Annotated in this window: 14 protein-coding genes; 9 read left to right on the top strand and 5 right to left on the bottom strand. The window is 63.6% G+C overall.

Annotated features, from left to right (window positions below):
• Window positions 1-201 precede the first annotated feature (201 nt).
• The 3 genes from cydB to ACIQUS_RS20030 all read right to left on the bottom strand — a co-directional run bounded on the left by cydB (window position 202) and on the right by ACIQUS_RS20030 (window position 5,053).
• Window positions 202-1,218 carry a cytochrome d ubiquinol oxidase subunit II gene (gene cydB, locus ACIQUS_RS20040; RefSeq protein WP_403050303.1) on the bottom strand — a complete coding sequence of 339 codons (1,017 nt, stop codon included), beginning with the start codon at window positions 1,216-1,218 and terminating at the stop codon, window positions 202-204.
• Between the two features lie 14 nt (window positions 1,219-1,232).
• Entirely contained in the window at window positions 1,233-2,624 is a 1,392-nt protein-coding gene (locus tag ACIQUS_RS20035; RefSeq protein ID WP_403050300.1) for a cytochrome ubiquinol oxidase subunit I, read from the bottom strand.
• 104 nt (window positions 2,625-2,728) lie between these two features.
• Window positions 2,729-5,053 (bottom strand): FdhF/YdeP family oxidoreductase, encoded by a 2,325-nt coding sequence (locus ACIQUS_RS20030; protein WP_403050297.1) that lies wholly within the window; start codon window positions 5,051-5,053, stop codon window positions 2,729-2,731.
• Window positions 5,054-5,394: 341 nt separating this feature from the next.
• Here ACIQUS_RS20030 and moaA point away from each other — a divergent pair, with 341 nt between their 5' ends.
• Both moaA and ACIQUS_RS20020 read left to right on the top strand, forming a co-directional pair.
• On the top strand, window positions 5,395-6,399 hold the full coding sequence (gene moaA, locus ACIQUS_RS20025; RefSeq protein ID WP_403050293.1) for a GTP 3',8-cyclase MoaA: 1,005 nt from the start codon (window positions 5,395-5,397) through the stop codon (window positions 6,397-6,399).
• 9 nt (window positions 6,400-6,408) lie between these two features.
• On the top strand, window positions 6,409-7,308 hold the full coding sequence (locus tag ACIQUS_RS20020; RefSeq protein ID WP_403050290.1) for a bestrophin family protein: 900 nt from the start codon (window positions 6,409-6,411) through the stop codon (window positions 7,306-7,308).
• Window positions 7,309-8,090: 782 nt separating this feature from the next.
• On the opposite strand, the gene glp is transcribed toward ACIQUS_RS20020, so the two are convergent.
• Complete coding sequence (gene glp / locus ACIQUS_RS20015; RefSeq protein ID WP_403050287.1) at window positions 8,091-9,311, bottom strand: gephyrin-like molybdotransferase Glp; 1,221 nt, start codon at window positions 9,309-9,311, stop codon at window positions 8,091-8,093.
• Window positions 9,308-9,847, bottom strand: a complete 540-nt coding sequence (gene moaB, locus ACIQUS_RS20010) for a molybdenum cofactor biosynthesis protein B (RefSeq protein WP_403050284.1) — start codon at window positions 9,845-9,847, stop codon at window positions 9,308-9,310. Before moaB ends, glp begins: the two co-directional genes overlap by 4 nt.
• A 299-nt stretch (window positions 9,848-10,146) precedes the next feature.
• Here moaB and ACIQUS_RS20005 point away from each other — a divergent pair, with 299 nt between their 5' ends.
• The 7 genes from ACIQUS_RS20005 (at window position 10,147) to ACIQUS_RS19975 (ending at window position 17,671) form a co-directional block, all read left to right on the top strand.
• Entirely contained in the window at window positions 10,147-11,037 is an 891-nt protein-coding gene (locus ACIQUS_RS20005) for a LysR family transcriptional regulator (protein ID WP_403050281.1), read from the top strand.
• A gap of 197 nt (window positions 11,038-11,234) precedes the next feature.
• A complete protein-coding gene (gene moaC / locus ACIQUS_RS20000; protein ID WP_403050278.1) occupies window positions 11,235-11,738 on the top strand; it encodes a cyclic pyranopterin monophosphate synthase MoaC in 504 nt (167 codons plus the stop codon).
• Entirely contained in the window at window positions 11,735-11,986 is a 252-nt protein-coding gene (locus ACIQUS_RS19995; protein ID WP_403050275.1) for a MoaD/ThiS family protein, read from the top strand. Before moaC ends, ACIQUS_RS19995 begins: the two co-directional genes overlap by 4 nt.
• 1 nt (window position 11,987) lies before the next feature.
• Window positions 11,988-12,467, top strand: coding sequence for a molybdenum cofactor biosynthesis protein MoaE (locus tag ACIQUS_RS19990; RefSeq protein ID WP_403050272.1), 480 nt, complete (start codon window positions 11,988-11,990; stop codon window positions 12,465-12,467).
• A gap of 241 nt (window positions 12,468-12,708) precedes the next feature.
• Window positions 12,709-16,113: an Ig-like domain-containing protein gene (locus ACIQUS_RS19985; protein WP_403050269.1), complete on the top strand. Its 3,405-nt coding sequence runs from the start codon at window positions 12,709-12,711 to the stop codon at window positions 16,111-16,113.
• Window positions 16,114-16,177: 64 nt separating this feature from the next.
• Window positions 16,178-17,182, top strand: a complete 1,005-nt coding sequence (locus tag ACIQUS_RS19980; RefSeq protein WP_403050266.1) for an SCO family protein — start codon at window positions 16,178-16,180, stop codon at window positions 17,180-17,182.
• Window positions 17,183-17,197: 15 nt separating this feature from the next.
• A complete protein-coding gene (locus ACIQUS_RS19975; protein ID WP_403050263.1) occupies window positions 17,198-17,671 on the top strand; it encodes a copper chaperone PCu(A)C in 474 nt (157 codons plus the stop codon).
• Window positions 17,672-17,875 lie beyond the last annotated feature (204 nt).

Genomic DNA, 17,875 nt, shown 5'->3' with positions numbered 1-17,875 from the left:
TCGGTTCGCGATGCCGCTGAAGGGACAGGCATGTAGTGTTAGATGCCCATGTACCCTATATCATATTAATAGCGATACGAAATCATCCGTGGACCTTTAACCCACTTCCCGACATAACACTTTTCATACGCCATCGATAACCGTTGTTTGTCGGCTGCCAGGCTGGCCTTTTCACAACGCCAGCCTGCACACCACCATCGATCAGTGATAGGCATCCCCCACCTGCACCTTGCCGCGGAACACGTGATAGCTCCAGAAGGTGTACACCAGGATGATCGGGATGATGAACAGCGCCCCGATCAGCGCAAACAGCTGGCTCGACAGCGGCGACGCGGCGTCCCAGATGCTCACCGCAGGCGGCACGATGTTCGGCCAGATGCTGATTGCCAGGCCCAGGTACCCCAGGAACACCAGCCCCACCACCGCCATGAACGGCACGTGCGAATGGCGCTTGCGCAGGGTCTTCTGGATCACCACCACGGCCAGCACGGCCAGTAGCGCGATTACGGCAGAGCGGATCCCGTGGCTACCGGCCAACCAGCGCTGGGCAATGTCCTCATGCAGCCAGGCGGTCCAGGCGCAGATCAGTGCAATCACGATCGCCAGCAGGTAGGTCAACGGCCGGCTGTAGTGACGCATGCGCGATTCGAGCATGCCATCGGTCTTGATCAGCAACCAGGTACTGCCCAGCAGCGCATAGGTGAGGATCAGGCCCACGCCGCAGAACAGCGGGAACGGTGCCAGCCAGTCCAGCGCGCTGCCGGCGAACTGGCGATGTTCGACCGGGATGCCCGAGATGTAGGTGCCGATGGCCACGCCCTGGAAGAACGTGGCCAGCACCGAGCCGCCAATGAACGCCTTGTCCCACCAGTGGCGTTTGCTCGGGTGCGCCTTGAAGCGGAACTCGAAGGCCACACCGCGAAAGATCAGCCCGGCCAGTACCAGCACCAACGGCAGGTACAGCGCTTCGAGAATCACCGAGTAGGCCAGCGGGAACGCGCCATACAGCGCCGCGGCGCCAAGCACGGCCCAGGTCTCGTTGCCATCCCAGACCGGCGCCACGGTGTTCATCATCACATCGCGTTCGCGGGCGTCGCTGATCAGCGGGAAGAGAATGCCCAGCCCCAGGTCGAAGCCATCCATGATCACGTACATCATCAGCCCGAAGGCGATGATCACGCCCCAGATGACCGACAGATCGATACCTTGAATACCCATTGTTCGACTCCTTCTCAGTCGGCGGCCGACAGTGGCCGGCGTGCGGTGGCGTGGTTGCCCGGCAGCTCGGGGGACGGGTGCGGCTCATGGGCGCCCGGGCCTTTGCGCACCAGGCGCATCATGTAGCCGATACCCACGGTGAACACCGAGAAATAGATCAGGACGAACAGCGCCAGGGTGACGCTCATCTGCACCGCATTGTGGTTGGACGCCGCCTCGGTGGTGCGCAACATGCCGTAGACCACCCAGGGCTGGCGGCCGACTTCGGTGGTGAACCAGCCCGCCAGCAAGGCCACAAGACCCGATGGCCCCATCAACAGGGCCAGCCACAGGAACGCCCGGTTGCGGTACAGCGCACCGTTGCGACGCAGCACCAGGGCCAGCAGCGCACAGGCCATCATCAGCATGCCCAGGCCCGCCATGACCCGGAAGCTCCAGAAGATGATGGTGGCGTTGGGGCGGTCTTGCTTGGCGAAGCTCTTGAGCGCCGGAATCTGCTTGTCCAGGCTGTGGGTCAGGATCAGGCTGCCCAGGTAAGGCACCTCCAGGCTGTAGCGGGTGGTCTCGGCGTCCATGTCGGGCAGGCCGAACAGCACCAGCGGCGAGGCCTCGCCCGGTTTGTTGTCCCAGTGCCCTTCGATGGCGGCGATCTTGGCGGGCTGGTGCTCCAGGGTGTTCAGGCCGTGGGCGTCGCCCACCACCACTTGTACCGGGGTGGCGACCAGGATCATCCACATGGCCATCGACAGCATTGTGCGTACCTGCGGCGTGTTGCGACCGCGCAGCAGGTGCCAGGCCGCCGAGGCAGCAACGAAGAATGCCGTGGAGAGGAACGCCGCCAGTGCCATGTGCGCCAGGCGATAGGGGAACGACGGGTTGAAGACGATCTTGAACCAGTCCACCGGTGCCACGCGCCCGTCGATGATCTCGATGCCCTGGGGCGTCTGCATCCAGCTGTTGGACGAAAGGATCCAGAACATCGAGATCAGGGTGCCGATGGCGACCATGACCGTGGCGAAGAAGTGCAGCCGCCGCCCTACCCGGTCCCAGCCGAACAGCATTACCCCGAGGAAACCCGCTTCCAGGAAGAAGGCGGTCAGTACCTCGTAGGTGAGCAAGGGCCCCGTGACGCTACCGGCGAAGTCGGAGAAACGCGCCCAGTTGGTGCCGAACTCATAGGCCATGACCAGGCCGGAGACCACGCCCATGCCGAAGTTGACGGCGAAGATTTTCGACCAGAAGTGATAGAGGTCCCGGTATACCGGGTTGCCGGTTTTCAGCCAGCAGCCTTCCAGCACGGCCAGGAAGCTGGCCAGGCCAATGGTGATGGCCGGGAAGATGATGTGGAACGAGACCGTGAACGCGAATTGAATCCGCGCCAGGTCCAACGCGCCGAGCGTTGCCATGAGGATGTCCTTTTAGACAGGCAGCCGTCCCCCGGTGCGGCCGCCGCGAGCGGCCCGCACCCCATTCGGGGGTTGCTGTCGATGGAAGTTGGAGTGTGCGGCTGTCAGCCGGCGACGGTGTGGATGCGGTTATCCGCCCCCGCCTTCTCCAGTTTGATGGCGATGAACTTCGACGTGGGCGTGTACGTCCGATCGCCATAGCTTTCCAGCGGTACCAACGGGTTGGTCTCCGGGTAGTAGGCCGCCGCCTGCCCCGCCGGGATGTCGTAGGCCACCAGGGTGAAGCCCGTCACCCTGCGCTCGCGACCGTCCTCCCAGAGCGAGACCATGTCGACCTTGTCACCGGGCTCAAGGCCCAGGCGGCGAATGTCCGCGTCGTTGGCGAACACCACCTCGCGCAGGCCGAACACCCCGCGGTAGCGGTCGTCCAGGCCATACAGCGTGGTGTTGTACTGATCGTGCGAACGCAGGGTCTGCAGGATCAGGTCCGGCTTTTCACCGCGTGCCAGCACGGTTTCATTCACCAACTGGGCAGGCAAGGCGCTAGGCGTGAAGCGGGCCTTGCCGGTGGCGGTCTTCCACTGCCGGGTGGCCGCCGTGTTGCCCAGGTGGAAGCCGCCCGGATGCTGCAGCCGGGTATTGAAGTCGGCAAAGCCGGGAATGGTGTCGGCGATCAGGTCGCGGATCCGCCCATAGTCGGCCACCACCCAGTCCCAGTCGATCGGATGATTGCCCAGGGTGGCCTTGGCCATGCCGGCAATGATCGAGGGCTCTGAACGCAACAGCGGCGAGCGCGGCTTGAGCTGGCCGAAGGAGATATGGACCATGCTGAAGGTGTCTTCCACGGTCACCCCTTGCGGCCCTTGGGCCTGCACGTCGATTTCGGTGCGGCCCAGGCACGGCAGGATAAGCGCATCGCGGCCGGTCACCAGGTGCGAGCGGTTGAGCTTGGTGGCGATGTGCACGGTCAGCTCGCAGTTGCGCAGCGCGGCGTGGGTGCGTGGGGTATCGGGCGTGGCCTGGGCGAAGTTGCCGCCCAGGGCGATGAACACCTTGGCGCGTTTCTCTTCCATGGCCTGGATCGCCAGCACCGCGTTGTGCCCGTGCAGGCGCGGCACCTTGAAGGCAAAGCGCTGCTCCAGGGCGTCGAGGAACCAGGTCGGTGGATGCTCGTCGATGCCCATGGTGCGGTCGCCCTGCACATTGCTGTGGCCGCGCACCGGCGACAGCCCGGCGCCGGGCTTGCCGACGTTGCCGCGCAGCAGCTGCAGGTTGACGATTTCCTGGACGGTCGGCACCGAATGCCGGTGCTGGGTCACGCCCATGGCCCAGCACATGATCACCCGTTCGGCCCGACGGTACATGCGCGCGGCCAGCTCCAGCTCGGCCAGGCTCAGGCCCGACTGCTCGACGATATGCGCCCAGGTGGTAGCGTCGACTTCGGCCAGGTAAGCGTCCAGGCCACTGGTGTGCTCGGCGATGAAGGCGTGGTCGAACACCGGCGGCTCACCCTTGGCCTGGGCCTCGCGCTCCCACTTGAGCAGGAATTTGGCGATGCCGCGCATCACCGCCATGTCACCACCCAGCGCCGGGCGGAAGTACGCCGTATTGGTCGGCTCGGAGCCGTTGCTGAGCATCTCGAACGGGTGCTGCGGATGCTGGAAGCGCTCCAGGCCACGCTCCTTGAGCGGGTTGAAGCACACCACCTGGGCACCGCGTTGCACCGCCTCGCGCAGGGGTTCGAGCATGCGCGGGTGGTTGGTGCCGGGGTTCTGGCCGATCACGAAAATGGCGTCGGCATGTTCGAGGTCGTCGAACACCACGGTGCCCTTGCCGACACCGAGGGTTTCCGACATCCCCACCCCGCTCGCCTCATGGCACATGTTCGAGCAGTCGGGGAAGTTGTTGGTGCCCAAAGCGCGCACGAACAGCTGGTACAGGTAGGCCGCCTCGTTGCTGGCCCGGCCGGAGGTGTAGAACTCGGCCTGGTCGGGCGACTCGAGGTTGTTCAGGTGCTGCGCCACCAGCGCGAAGGCGTCTTCCCAGGAGGTTTCGACATAGTGGTCGGTGGCGGCGTCATAGCGCATCGGATGGGTCAGGCGGCCCTGGTACTCCAGCCAGTAGTCGCTTTGCCCGGCCAGCGCCGAAACGCTGTACCTGGCAAAGAAATCGGGGTCGACCAGGCGCCCGCTCGCTTCCCAGTTGACCGCCTTGGCGCCGTTCTCGCAGAACTTGACCATGCCGTTTTCAGGTGACTCCCCCCAGGCGCAACCCGGGCAGTCGAAACCGCCGTTCTGGTTGGTCTTGAGCATCATCCGAAGATTCTTGAAAGCGTTTTCGCTGCCCAGCCAGGCCTTGGTCACACTTTTAAGTGCGCCCCAACCCGCGGCCGGCGCGTTATAGCTTTTAATATGTTCTTCTTCACTCATCTGGGTTTTCCTCGATTGGCACACAGGACGCAGAGCACTTATGAAAGTTACTGCCGAGTTGTTTTAACCGGCACATAAGTCTTGCAATGCCGGCAGCCTATTGAATGCCCCAGACAGCGTCCAATCGAAAGTTATGAAAGGCTGATCGGAACGGTCTATCACCCCTACAGGCCACGCGTAGCAAGGGCTCCAGCCGGTGATAGAGCGTTCTTATCAACCGGTCACTAAAAGCAATTTGACGCTTCAACGCCCCCTTGCCTATCCTCGGCCAACCGTATCGTTATTCCCCATTCACGCAGTTAACAAATCGACGAAAGTCTGTTTAAGAGGATAGGGCGATCGTGAATAAAGCCACTACAGAACTGCTCGACGGCTTCAGTCGAAAAATCGATTATCTGCGTATGTCGGTCACTGATCGCTGCGACTTTCGCTGCGTTTACTGCATGGCCGAAGACATGCAGTTCTTGCCGCGCCAGCGCCTGCTGACCCTGGAAGAGCAATACCAGATCGCCGAGCGCTTCGTCGCCATGGGCACCCGCAAGATCCGCCTGACCGGCGGCGAGCCGCTGGTGCGTCGGGGCGTCGTCGAGTTTTGCGCCCGGCTGGCCGCCCTGCCCGGCCTGCGCGAGCTGTGCATGACCAGCAACGGCTCCCAGCTCACGCGCCTGGCCGGGCCGCTGTTCGATGCCGGCCTGTCGCGCCTGAACATCAGCCTCGACAGCCTGGACAGCCAACGCTTCAAGGAATTGACCCGCACCGGCGACCTGGCCCAGGTCATTGCCGGGATCGATGCCGCCCGTGCCGCCGGCTTTCGCCGCACCAAGCTCAATTGCGTGGTGCTCAAGGGCCGCAACGATCACGAGATCATCGACCTGATTCGTTTCGCCATCGATCGTGAGCTGGATATGTCCTTCATCGAGGAAATGCCCCTGGGGATCATCAGCGAACACCAGCGCAGCGAATCCTATTGTTCGAGCGATGAGGTACGCGCACGGATCGCCGAGCATTTCACCCTGATCGAGTCAGCGGAATCGACCCAGGGCCCGTCGCGCTACTGGCGCCTGGCCGAAGCCCCGCACATTCGCCTGGGGTTCATCTCGCCCCACAGTCACAACTTCTGCGGTAGTTGCAACCGCGTGCGGCTCACCGTCGAGGGGCGCTTGCTGCTGTGCCTGGGCAACGAGCACTCCGCCGATCTCAAGCAGGTGCTGCGCGCTCACCCGGGCGACAGCGAGCGGCTGGAAAAGGCCATTCGCAGCGCCATCGCGCACAAGCCCTACCGCCATCACTTCGAGGTCGATGGCGACGTGCAGATCCTGCGCTTCATGAACATGACAGGTGGCTAAGGAACACTCATGGTCGTACATCCCAAACCCAATCTGCTCAATGTGCTGGTCGCGCTCAAGGGCTCGATCGCCAAGCGCGTGGCCCGGCGTACCCTGATGGTCGCGCTGCTGGCCTCGCTGATCGTGTTGCTGGAGAACCTTCACCCGGCGTTCTTTTCCCGGGTCAACGCCACGCCCTTCACCCTGCTCGGGATCTCGCTGTCGATCTTCATGAGCTTTCGCAACAACGCCTGCTACGACCGTTGGTGGGAGGGCCGCAAGGCCTGGGGGCAGGTGATTATCGAGGTGCGCTCGTTCATCCGCGAAAGCGTGGTGATTACCGACAGGCGCCGCCGGAGCGCCCTGCTGATGAGTCTGTGCGGATACGCCCATGCACTTAACGCCCGGCTGCGTAACGAGGACGAAGTGGCAGCGGCCAGGCAATGGCTGCCGGAGGCCAACAGCCTGCCGGCCTACAACGTCAGTGACGGTATCCTGCAACTGGCCGGGGCGCAGTGTTCGGCGCTGGCAGCCAGCGAGCAGATCAGCGAATGGCGTTACGTGACCCTGGAGCAGCGCTTGAAGGGGTTGTCCGAAGCCCAGGCGGTGTGTGAGCGGATCAAGGCTACGCCGTTGCCCTTCCCGTATACCCTGCTGCTGCACCGCACCATCTATATGTTCTGCGTGTTGCTGCCCTTTGCCATGGCCGAGCCGCTGGGCTGGCTGGCGCCGCTGTTCACCGCCATCGTCAGCTACACCTTCTTCGGCCTGGATGCGATCAGCGACGAGCTGGAGGATCCGTTCGGCCGCGATGAGAACGACCTGCCCACCGATGCCTTGGTGCGTACCATCGAGCGTGAGATCCTCGGGGCGTTGGGGCATACCGACTTGCCTTCGCCCCTGGTACCGGTCGACTTCATTCTCACTTGAGCCTGAGCCTGGGCTTGGGTGTTGAAGGTGCGAGCTTATCCATTCCCTGCGGCGACGCTGCCGGCCCCTTCCGCCTTTACGGCGGCCTACTTTTTTCTTGGAAAAAGTAGGCAAAACCGCCTGCTCCTACATACGGCCCTACGCTTCGCTTCGGGTCCCTTCGCTCCGGCGTCTTCCGGGGCCACGCGGCCTACGACTTGCTTCGCCAAGTCTACGGCTCGCGCTCTTCGGCTACGCCGAAGGTGCTACGCACCGGCCCCTACAGACACCTCCACTCAGCCTCCTGAAGTCGCAAAGTTACGGGCGGCGCCTGAACTGGCTTTATCTTCGAAAGTCGATTGTGCAGTGGATAATCACCACCGCAAGACAAGCTTCGCACGCGAAGCGAACACAGCGACTTGCAGTCGCTCTGGCTCTGGCTCTGGCTCTGGCTCTGGCTTTTGCTCTTCATACGCGTAGGCACAGACGCCGCAACCTGCGACTTCAGGAGGCCGAGCGTAGGTGTCTGGAGGGGCCGGTGCGTAGCACCTTCGGCGCAGCCGAAGAACGCGAGCCGTAGACTTGCGAAGCAAGTCGTAGTGCCGCGTGGCCCCGGAAGACGCCGAAGCGAGGGGACCCGGAGCGCAGCGTAGGGCCGGATGCAGGAGCGAGCGGTTTTGCCTACTTTTTCCAAGAAAAAAGTAGGCCGCCGTAAGGGCGGAAGGGGCCAGCAGCGTCGCTGCATCAAATGGATCAGCTCCCCCCCAAAAACACCCAAAAAGGGCTCCACCAGCCCAGGCCGATCAATGAGAGCTACCTGGGCCTACCACCCCGGCAAAGGAAATGAAATCGAGCAACTCGCCCATGTCGAACGTCTTTCCGGCCGGCACTTCAAGCACACCGTCGGCCTCGACGGCACTGAGCAAAGTCCCCGAACTCTGCGTGGCCTGCAGCACCGCGCGCCCTCGCTCGATCCGTACCCGCAGGTATTCCTGGCGATTGCCCGCCGTCGGCCAGTCGAAACCCGCAACAACCGGTATACGCAATGGCTCGACCTGCACAACGCCCATCCGCCGCAGCAGGTAGGGCCGCACCAGCACCAGGAACGTCACCAACGCAGAACCAGGATTACCCGGCAGACCTATGAACGGCACACCGTTGTAGGTGGCGAAGGTGAACGGCTTGCCGGGCTTGATCGCCAGTTTCCACAACCTCACCTCCCCACCTTCGCGCAACAGGCTGCCGATACAGTCAGCATCACCGACCGAGACACCCCCGCTGCTGAGGATCAAGTCGGCGCCGGCGGCCTGTTCAAGCGCGGCACGAATCAACGCCAGTTCGTCCCCGACCGCCCCCAGGTCGATGACCTCGCAGCCCAGTCGACGCAGCAACGTCTTAAGCACGATCCGGTTGCTGTCATGAATCTGGCCAGGCGCAAGCGGCGCCCCCATCTTCGCCAGCTCATTGCCGGTCGATAACAGCGCAACCCGGGGCTTGCGCCGTACCGCGACCTGTTCCATTCCTTGTGCCGCCAGCACACCCAGCGCCACCGGCCCAAGGACGGTACCGGCAGCGAGCAGCGGCGCGCCGGCGCCGATCTCCTCGCCTTGCACCCGGATGTTCGCGCCGACGCGCAAGGGCACCGTCGATGACACCCGCCCGTCAGCGTCGACCCGGCAGTTCTCCTGAAGCTGCACGCAGTCGGCGCCCGGCGGCACCGGCGCGCCGGTGAAGATCCGCACACAGCTGCCCGGCGCCAATGGATCGGGCGCCGTACCTGCAAACACCGTCTGTGACACCGGCAAGGGCCCCGCCGCCACCTCCGCCAGCCTGAACGCATAACCGTCCATTGCGCTGTTGGACCAGGGCGGGGAATCGGCAGGGGCCAGCAGGTCACGGGCCAGCACACGCCCATCGGCGTGCTCCAGGCCCACCTGCTCCACCGCCTGCAGCGTGGCCTGCGCCGCCAGCTGCATCAATTGGTCCAGGGCCTGGTCCACGGCGAGCAAGGGACTGCCTTTCATTGACGCGACTCGCAGGCGTTGCCGGGCTTGAGATGGGCGACGAAGTTGCAGGGCCGATGCCGCGCATCCAGCTGCTCGGCGAGAATGCCTTCCCAGGCAGTGCGACAAGCACCGGTCGAGCCCGGCAGGCAGCACACCAGGGTGCCGTTGGCCATGCCGGCCAGCGCGCGGGTCTGCACCGTCGAGGTACCGATGTCCAGGATCGACAGCGCGCGAAACAGCTCGCCGAAGCCCTCGATGTGCTTGTCCAGCAGGCAGGCGACAGCTTCGGGGGTGCTGTCGCGCCCGGTGAACCCGGTGCCGCCGGTGATCAGCACCACCTGCACCTGATCGTCGGCAATCCAGCTCGCGACCTGGGCGCGGATCGTGTACAGGTCGTCCTTGAGCAAGGTACGGGCGACCAGGCGATGGCCCATTTCCACGGCGCGGCTGGCCAGCAGTTCGCCGGAGGTATCGGTCTCGAAGGTTCTTGTATCGCTCACGGTCAATACCGCAATGTTCAGCGGAACAAATACCGCATCCAGTTTGATGCTCATGTAAACCTCTGCAGGACGACTGTTAATTGCAGGGAAACTAGAGACAATTAAAGGCAGCGTCCAATCGACAGTTCCAAACACCCCATCGAACGGCTCTATCGAAGTGTTGGGCACGTTCCGCTATCGACCCCCTCTATCAGCCGTTCATTAATTCCCATTGGACGCTGGGATAACTTCGCTATACCGTGCAGCCACTTGCAAGTTCATTCGGTAGTTCAGCGGTCAGGGCGATGGGCCAGGACACGCGCTATGCTTGAAACGCCCGTTTACGCCTTCCCCTTTCTCGACCAGGCCGTGTCATGGATATTAAACAGCTCAAATTCCTCATCGCACTGGACCAGACCCGCCATTTCGGTCAGGCCGCCGCGCTGTGCCATATCACCCAGCCGACCCTGTCGATGCGCCTGCGCAACCTGGAAGATGAGTTGAACCTGGTGCTGGTGACCCGTGGCCAGCGTTTCGAGGGCTTTACCGAAGCCGGCGAGCGTATCCTGGGTTGGGCACGCACGCTGCTGGCCGCCTATGACGGGCTGCAGGCGGAAGCGGCCAGTTGCCGGGGGCAGATTGTCGGTAGCCTGCGCGTGGGCATGGTGCCGCTGTCGAGCTTCAACCCCATGCAGTTCCTCAGCCCCCTGGCCCAACGCTACCCGGAACTGCAGTTCCAGCTGACCTCGCTGAGCTCGGAGCAGGTCACCGACGGCCTGAGCCGCAACCAGCTTGACCTGGGCATCTGCTACCTGGACCAGATCAACACCAGCTATTTCGATGTGATCGAGCTGGGCTCCACCAGCATGGGCCTGCTGTACGACACCCGGCATTTCCAGTTCGAACAACCGCAGCTGTCGTGGGAGGCGCTTGGCGCGCTGCCCTTGGGGCTGCTGTCGCAAGGCATGCATTATCGCCAGTCGGTCGACCTGAGCTTTCGCAGCCGTGGCCTGAATCCGCTGACGGTGCTGGAAAGCGACTCCACCTATCAACTGATCCAGGCCGTGTGCGCCGGGATGTGCTGCGCAATCATGCCGTTGCAGTACGGCCTGGAAGAATTGAGCGAGCATATCCGCATCCTGCCGATCTCCAGTGCCAGCGTTCACGCCCCCATCGGTTTGCTGCTGCGCAGGACCGAACCGCGTTCGGCACTGGCGGAGAAGTGTTTTGCCGAAGTTAAAGCGATGCTCGGTATGCAAGGCTAATACTGCCCGGACTTAACTGTTCAGCGTTAACTTCCTTGCAGTGCTTCGCACTACTTGAAACCTCTTATTACCCGATCAAAACAAGCGACTGGATGCGCTTGGGGGTAATTCATTGCCTGTCATTACTTGCCGTAGTTGCCAGGTATCAAACTTGAACAAGGTTCGGCATCCTGTTTTCAGGCTGCCACGGAGTGTTAATGAACGAACCGTTTGAAACGTCGGCAGCGCTGACCCATCTGGACAGTCGCGGCAACGCCCATATGGTCGATGTGACCGACAAGTGCGAAACCCGCCGCGAGGCCATGGCCGAAGCCTGGGTCAGGATGAAGCCGGAAACGCTCAACCTGATCAATGCCGGCGGCCATCCCAAGGGCGATGTGTTCGCCGTGGCGCGGGTGGCTGGCATCATGGCGGCCAAGCGCACCCATGAGCTGATCCCGCTGTGCCACCCGCTGCTGCTGACGGCCATCAGTGTCGAGTTGAAGGCAGTGACGCCGGACTCCGTGCGCATCCTTGCCACCTGCAGCCTCAAAGGCGTCACCGGGGTCGAGATGGAAGCCCTGGCCGCCGCCAGCATCGCTGCGCTGACGCTCTATGACATGTGCAAGGGGGTCGATCGCAGCATGCAAATCGACTGGGTGCGGCTGCTGCGCAAAGCCGGCGGCCGCTCGGGACTTTATCAACTGGAGCAAACGCCATGATTCGCCTGCAGTACTTTGCCCGCTACCGCGAGCAGCTGGGCCTGGAGTGTGAGTCGCTGCCCTGGCTGGCGACCTTGACCGACCTGCGGGCGCTGCGTGAGCTGCTGGTCAGCCGCGGCGGGGTGTGGGCGCAGACCCTGGGCCAGGCCAACCTGATGTGCGCGCGCAACCAGGCGCTCTGCTCGCTGGACGAGCCCTTGTGCGATGGCGACGACATCGCGTTTTTTCCGCCGGTGACCGGGGGTTAGCGTGAGTATCAGCGTCCAGTTCAAGGCAATCGACTGCAACCGGCAGATCGACACCCTGCGTGCCCGTGCTAAAGGCCTGGGCGCGCTGGTGACCTTCACCGGCTACGTGCGCGACCTGGGGTTGACAACCACAGGCGTCAGCGAACTGTTTCTCGAACATTATCCCGGCATGACCGAGAGGAGCCTGGAGGCCATCGTCGCCGCCGCCCGCCAGCGCTGGCAGCTGCTCGACGTCGCGGTGACGCACCGGGTCGGCAGCATCGCCGCCGCAGAGCCGATCGTGCTGGTCGGCGTCGCCAGCCTTCACCGCCAGGCGGCGTTCGACGCCTGTGCCTACATCATGGACCAGCTCAAGACCTGCGTGCCGTTCTGGAAGTGCGAACAGAGCCGAAACGGTGCCCGCTGGGTGGATGCCCGCGAAAGCGATGCCCAGGCAGCGGCGCGCTGGCTGCACAATGGAGGCCCTGAACCGTTCAGGTAACCGACCTCCCGCTGTACCGCCCACCGATAACGGGGAACTTCCCCCAGACCTGGATCCAATGTTCCCCGCCCTCCCCCCTCACCAAAAATAAATCATTTATGAATCAGTTATTTACACCTTTTCTCTAACCGTCTCTGGAGTTGGATCCGTTTTTGCTTGATGCGCAATAGAAGTGGCCATTTGATATTTACGATTGCAGCCCACTGCGCCTGCCAGCACGGCATCGAGCGAGGTAAACGCTATGCACATTCCTCCTTCACCCCTTGGCCTGTTCCGGCGTACAGGCATCGCCTGCGCGCTGCTGGTCGCCCTCGATGCCAGCACGAGCAGTGCGGCGCCGATCGACGACACCAGCCAGCCCCCACCGACCGACCCCTCTGCCTACACCGCCGCGCCCACCGACCCGCTGGCCATCCAGGCCGCGCTGGACGCGCTCAAGTCCTTGCCCGAAGGCAACCACGGCGCGCTCGCCCTGCCCAACGGCGCCTACGGCGACCGCACCACGCCGCGCACTGAAAACGTCCTGCAGCCGGCCCAGCAGACCTCGTTCAACTACCCCACCAATGGCCTGGCCAGCCCCTTGTTCGGTGCCCAGCCCTTTACCCAGCAGATGCTGTTGTACGAAGAGTTCGGCCTGGAGAAACTCGACCCGACGGCCGAAGCCGGCACCCTGCCCTTCCCGATCCCGACCACGGGGGCGGCGCCCGAGCAGGACCCCAACAGCGTCGCCCGCAGCGGCCCGGCCAGCGCCGCCCTGGACGCCTTCCTGCGTCAACCGGGGCTGTCGCCCTTCCCCACGCAGTATTCCAACGTGCTGGACCGCAACCCCTGGAAAGCGCAGATCGAAGCCTTCCTCAACCGCCACCCGGTGGGTTCGCCCGCCGAAGGACGGCCACCCGGAAAAGGCTGGTCCCATCAACGCTGGAACGAGTTCTACCCCCAGGCCGCGTTCAAGACCGCGCAGGCCGGCGCGCGGGTCAACCAGGGGCTGCGCGACAGCAAGCAGATGCATGGCTACAGCAAGGGCGAGTTCGGTCCCGGCGGGCTCTATCACAACACCGCGGGCCTCACCGCCACCCAGGGGACGACCAAGGGCATCGGCATCCGCCTGCACCCCAACATGCCGATCCAGAACCACAACTCGGTGTGGACCTTCGATGGCACGCTGCCGCCCAAGCTGCTGATGGCCCGTTACGGCCAGCCCGTGCTGTTGCGTCACTACAACGCCCTGCCGATCGATCCGGCCGCCAATGGCGGCTTCGGCCTGCACACCCTCAGCACCCACGAGCACAACGGCCATAACCCGGCCGAAAGCGATGGCTACACCAACGCCTTCTTCTTTCCCGGGCAGTACTACGACTACCGCTGGCCGCTGCAACTGGCCGGCTACGACTCGATCAACACCGCCGCCCAGGACCCGAGGGCGGCGTTCCCCTGCAACCCGGGGGAAACCCTCTGGGTCAACGACCGCACCCCCGGGCTCAAGACTTGCGAGAACGGCAGCATCAAGGTGCGCGGCGACTGGCGCGAGACCATGAGCACCCACTGGTTCCACGACCACATGCTCGATTTCACCGCCCACAACGTCTACAAGGGCAACGCGGCGATGATGAACTACTACAGCGCCCTGGACCGTGGCAACGAGGCGCTGGAAGACGGCGTCAACCTGCGCCTGCCCAGCGGTTCGGCACTGCCGTGGGGCAACCGCGACTATGACGTCAACCTGACCTTTGCCGACAAGGCCTGGGACCAGAGCGGCCAGTTGTGGTTCAACCCCTTCAACATCGACGGTTTCCTCGGCGACCAGATGACGGTCAACTGGCTGTACAAACCCTATTTCGACGTACGTGCACGCAGCTATCGCCTGCGTATCCTCAATGGCTCGGTGTCGCGTTACTTCAAGGTCGCCGTGGTCCGCGAAATCGCCGGCAATGGTGGCGAGTTCCCCGGGCCCAGGGGGTCGGGCGTCTCCTATGCCCGGGTGCCGTTTCACATGATCGCCAACGACGGCAACATCATGGAGCATGCCATTCCGTTCGACGGCAGCATGGACCTCAACGGTAACGGCGATACCCGGGACGACAACGGCATCCTGCCGACCCTGTCCATCGCCGAGCGCTACGACATCATCATCAACTTCGGCAAGAACGGGATCAAAGCCGGGGACAAGATCTTCCTCGTCAACCTCATGGAGCACGACACCGGCAAGGGCCCGAGCAAGGACGCCATCGCGCTGGCCGACGTGCTCTCGGAAAAATACAAGGCGGTGGTCGACCAGACCAGCAAGGGCCCGAGGTGGCGCGATGGCGACCCGGTGGTCGGCAAGTTCATGCAGTTCAACGTCAAGGCCTACACCGGCCAGGACCTGGCCATGGACCCGGCCGCCTATGAACCGGCCAAGCCCGGCAAGGCCGCCGGCAAGTCGATGATCCCGCTGACCATCGACCGCAACGACCCGGCCATGCAGTCCAAACTCAAGCAGGCGCGCCATCGCAGCTTCGAATTCGGCCGCTCCGATGGCACCGACACCCAGCCCTGGACGATCAAGACCGACGGCGGCTTCGGCTACGCCATGGACCCACGGCGGATCACCGCCGCGCCGCAGCTGGCCAGCGGCCCGACCGACGCCGGCTACGGCGGCGATGGCACCCTGGAAGTCTGGACGATCAAGAACGGCGGCAACGGCTGGAGCCACCCGGTGCACGTGCACTTCGAGGAAGGCGTCATCCTCAACCGCGACGGCAAGGCGCCACCGGAGTGGGAAAAATGGTCGCGCAAGGACCTCTATCGGGTCGGGCCGGAAGTGGACAGCTCCGAAGAGGTGGAAATGGCGATCCGTTTCCGCGAGTTCGCCGGTACCTTCATGGAGCACTGCCACAACACCCAGCATGAAGACAACTCCATGCTGCTGCGCTTCGACCTTGAGAACCCTGGCCAGCTCGAGCTGATGCCATCCCCCATGCCGACCTGGGATGGCGTCGGCTATATCAGCTCCGCCGCACTGCCAGGCGCTCGTGAAGACAACGGCGAAGACCCGGGCGATGGCGATGATGACAACAAACTGCCGGTTGCCAGCGACGACAGTGGTGCGACCAAGGCTGGCGTGCCTGTCACCCTCAACGTCCTGGCCAACGACAGCGACCCCGATGGCGACCTGCCGCTGTCGGTCGTCAGCCTCGGCCAACCGGACTCCGGCCATGGCAGCGTCAGCAGCGACGGCACGCGGGTGACCTTTACCCCGCCGGCGACGGTGAGCGAGGCCTACACCGCGGTGTTCGAGTACAAGGTCAAGGATGCCCGCGGGGCCGTGTCGGAATCGGCGGCCAACGTACGCGTCGCCGTCACACCGGCGGTGGTCGAGGTCGACTACAACCTGAAGGCGAGCCTGGCGAGCGTCACCGTGCGCAGCAACAACCGCTATGCCTGGGAGCTGGCCGGCACCAGTTCGCTGAAAGTCGGTGCCACCCTCACCCTCACCGCAGCGACCACCAGCGGGCCCTTGACCCTGGGCACCGCAACGGTAATGGCGGGTGGTAACTGGCGCCTGTCGGCCAGCACCACCGGCAGCGGGCCGGCGGCGAACCCGACGGTGACGATCAAGCCGGTCGATGGCAAGTCGCTCACGGTAGCACTCACGGTGCGTTGACCCGTCCCCCTCCTGTCCAGGCCGGCAGCATCGCCTGGACAAGAGGACTTCAGGAGGAAATGGCATGGCCTGGAATACCTGGACACGATTCAGTCGCCTGCTGCTGGTGCTTGCACTCGGCAGCGCGCACTGGCCGCTGGCGAACGCCAGTGAAAGCGCCCCTGACCAGCAATGGGGGCAGCACTACTTTCCCAACACCACCCTGATCAACCAGGACGGGCAGTCGGTGCGTTTCTTCGACGACCTGATCAAGGACAAGGTGGTGGCGATCAACTTCATCTTCACCCGCTGCACCGACTCCTGCCCGCTGGAAACCGCGCGCCTGAAGCAGGTGCAGAAACTGCTGGGCGAACGGGTGGGTCAGGATGTGTTCTTTTATTCGATCAGCATTGATCCGCAGGCCGATACCCCGCAAGTGCTCAAGGAGTACGCGGGGAAATTCAAGGTCGGCCCCGGCTGGCAGTTTCTCACCGGCAACAAGGACGAGATCACCCAGCTACGGCAAAAACTCGGACTGTTCATCAAGGGCGTCGACGATGGCCCGACCAAGGACCATAACCTGAGCCTGATCATCGGCAACCAGGCCACCGGCCGCTGGATGAAGGCCTCGCCCATGGAAAACCCCTACGTGCTGGCCGACCGGTTGGGCAAGAGTCTGCACAACTGGAAGCTGGCCACCACCGGCACCAACGACATGGCCGACTCGCCGGTCATACGCCCGCCCAGCACCGGTGAGCAGATCTACCGGACACGCTGCTCCTCCTGCCACACCCTGGGCGACACCGAGCATGCCGGTGCGCGCAGCATCGGCCCGGACCTGCTGGGGGTGACGCGCCAGCGCGATCCTGCCTGGCTCAGTCGCTGGATCCGGGAGCCCGACCGCATGCTGGCCGAACAGGAGCCCCTGGCGATGCAGTTGTTCGAGCAATACAACCGCCTGGCCATGCCCAACCTGCGCCTGGGCGAAGTCGAAGTCGCCGCGGTGCTGACCTACCTGGACGAAGAGACCGAGCGTTTGCAGCCGATGGCTGCCAATGATCAGAAAAACAACAACCGTACGGTTAACTGAAGAAGGAACTGGCCCATGACCTCCCGTTTCCTGGTGTTTACCGCCCTGCTCCTTGGCACGGCCCCAAGTTTTGCCCATGACTACAGCGTCGGCGAACTTGTGATCACCCAACCCTGGTCCCGTGAGCTGCCGGCCGAGCTGCCCGGCGGTTCTGCGTACTTCACCGTGTTCAACCAGGGGAGCCAGGCCGACCGCCTGATCCGGGTCAGCAGCCCCCGGGCGCAAAAGGCCGAACTGCACAGCCAGGCGGCCAGCGACGGCATGATGAGCATGCAGCAAACCCATGCCATGGAGATTCCGGCCAACACCGAGGTCACCTTCCAGCCCGGTGCCAACCATGTGATGTTGACGGGGATGGAACAGCCCCTCAAGGCCGGGGAGCAGTTTGCGATGACCCTGGAGTTCGAAAAGGCCGGTGTGGTTGAGGTGATGGTCGAGGTGGGACCCGTAGAGGCACAGGCCGGCCATACCGCCGCGCATGTGCATTGATTGCGCAGCGGTGGTGAAACCGGTTGACCGCACTGTCCGGGTTGCGCCTGCTTCGCAGTCGATCGCAGGCTTCGCCAGCTCCCACAGGGGGCGGTGTATACCGAACCCTTGTGGGAGCCGGCAACGCCGGCGATGGCCACTGAACGCCAATTCCCTGTAGCCGCTGCCGCCAGGCTGCGATCGGCCGCGCAGCGGTCGTAACAT

Origin of the sequence: Pseudomonas sp. NPDC090755, from assembly GCF_044769005.1 — a bacterium.
Taxonomy (GTDB): domain Bacteria; phylum Pseudomonadota; class Gammaproteobacteria; order Pseudomonadales; family Pseudomonadaceae; genus Aquipseudomonas.
The sequence above is the reverse complement of the archived record's forward strand: the minus strand, read 5'-3'. Positions and strand labels throughout refer to the sequence as shown.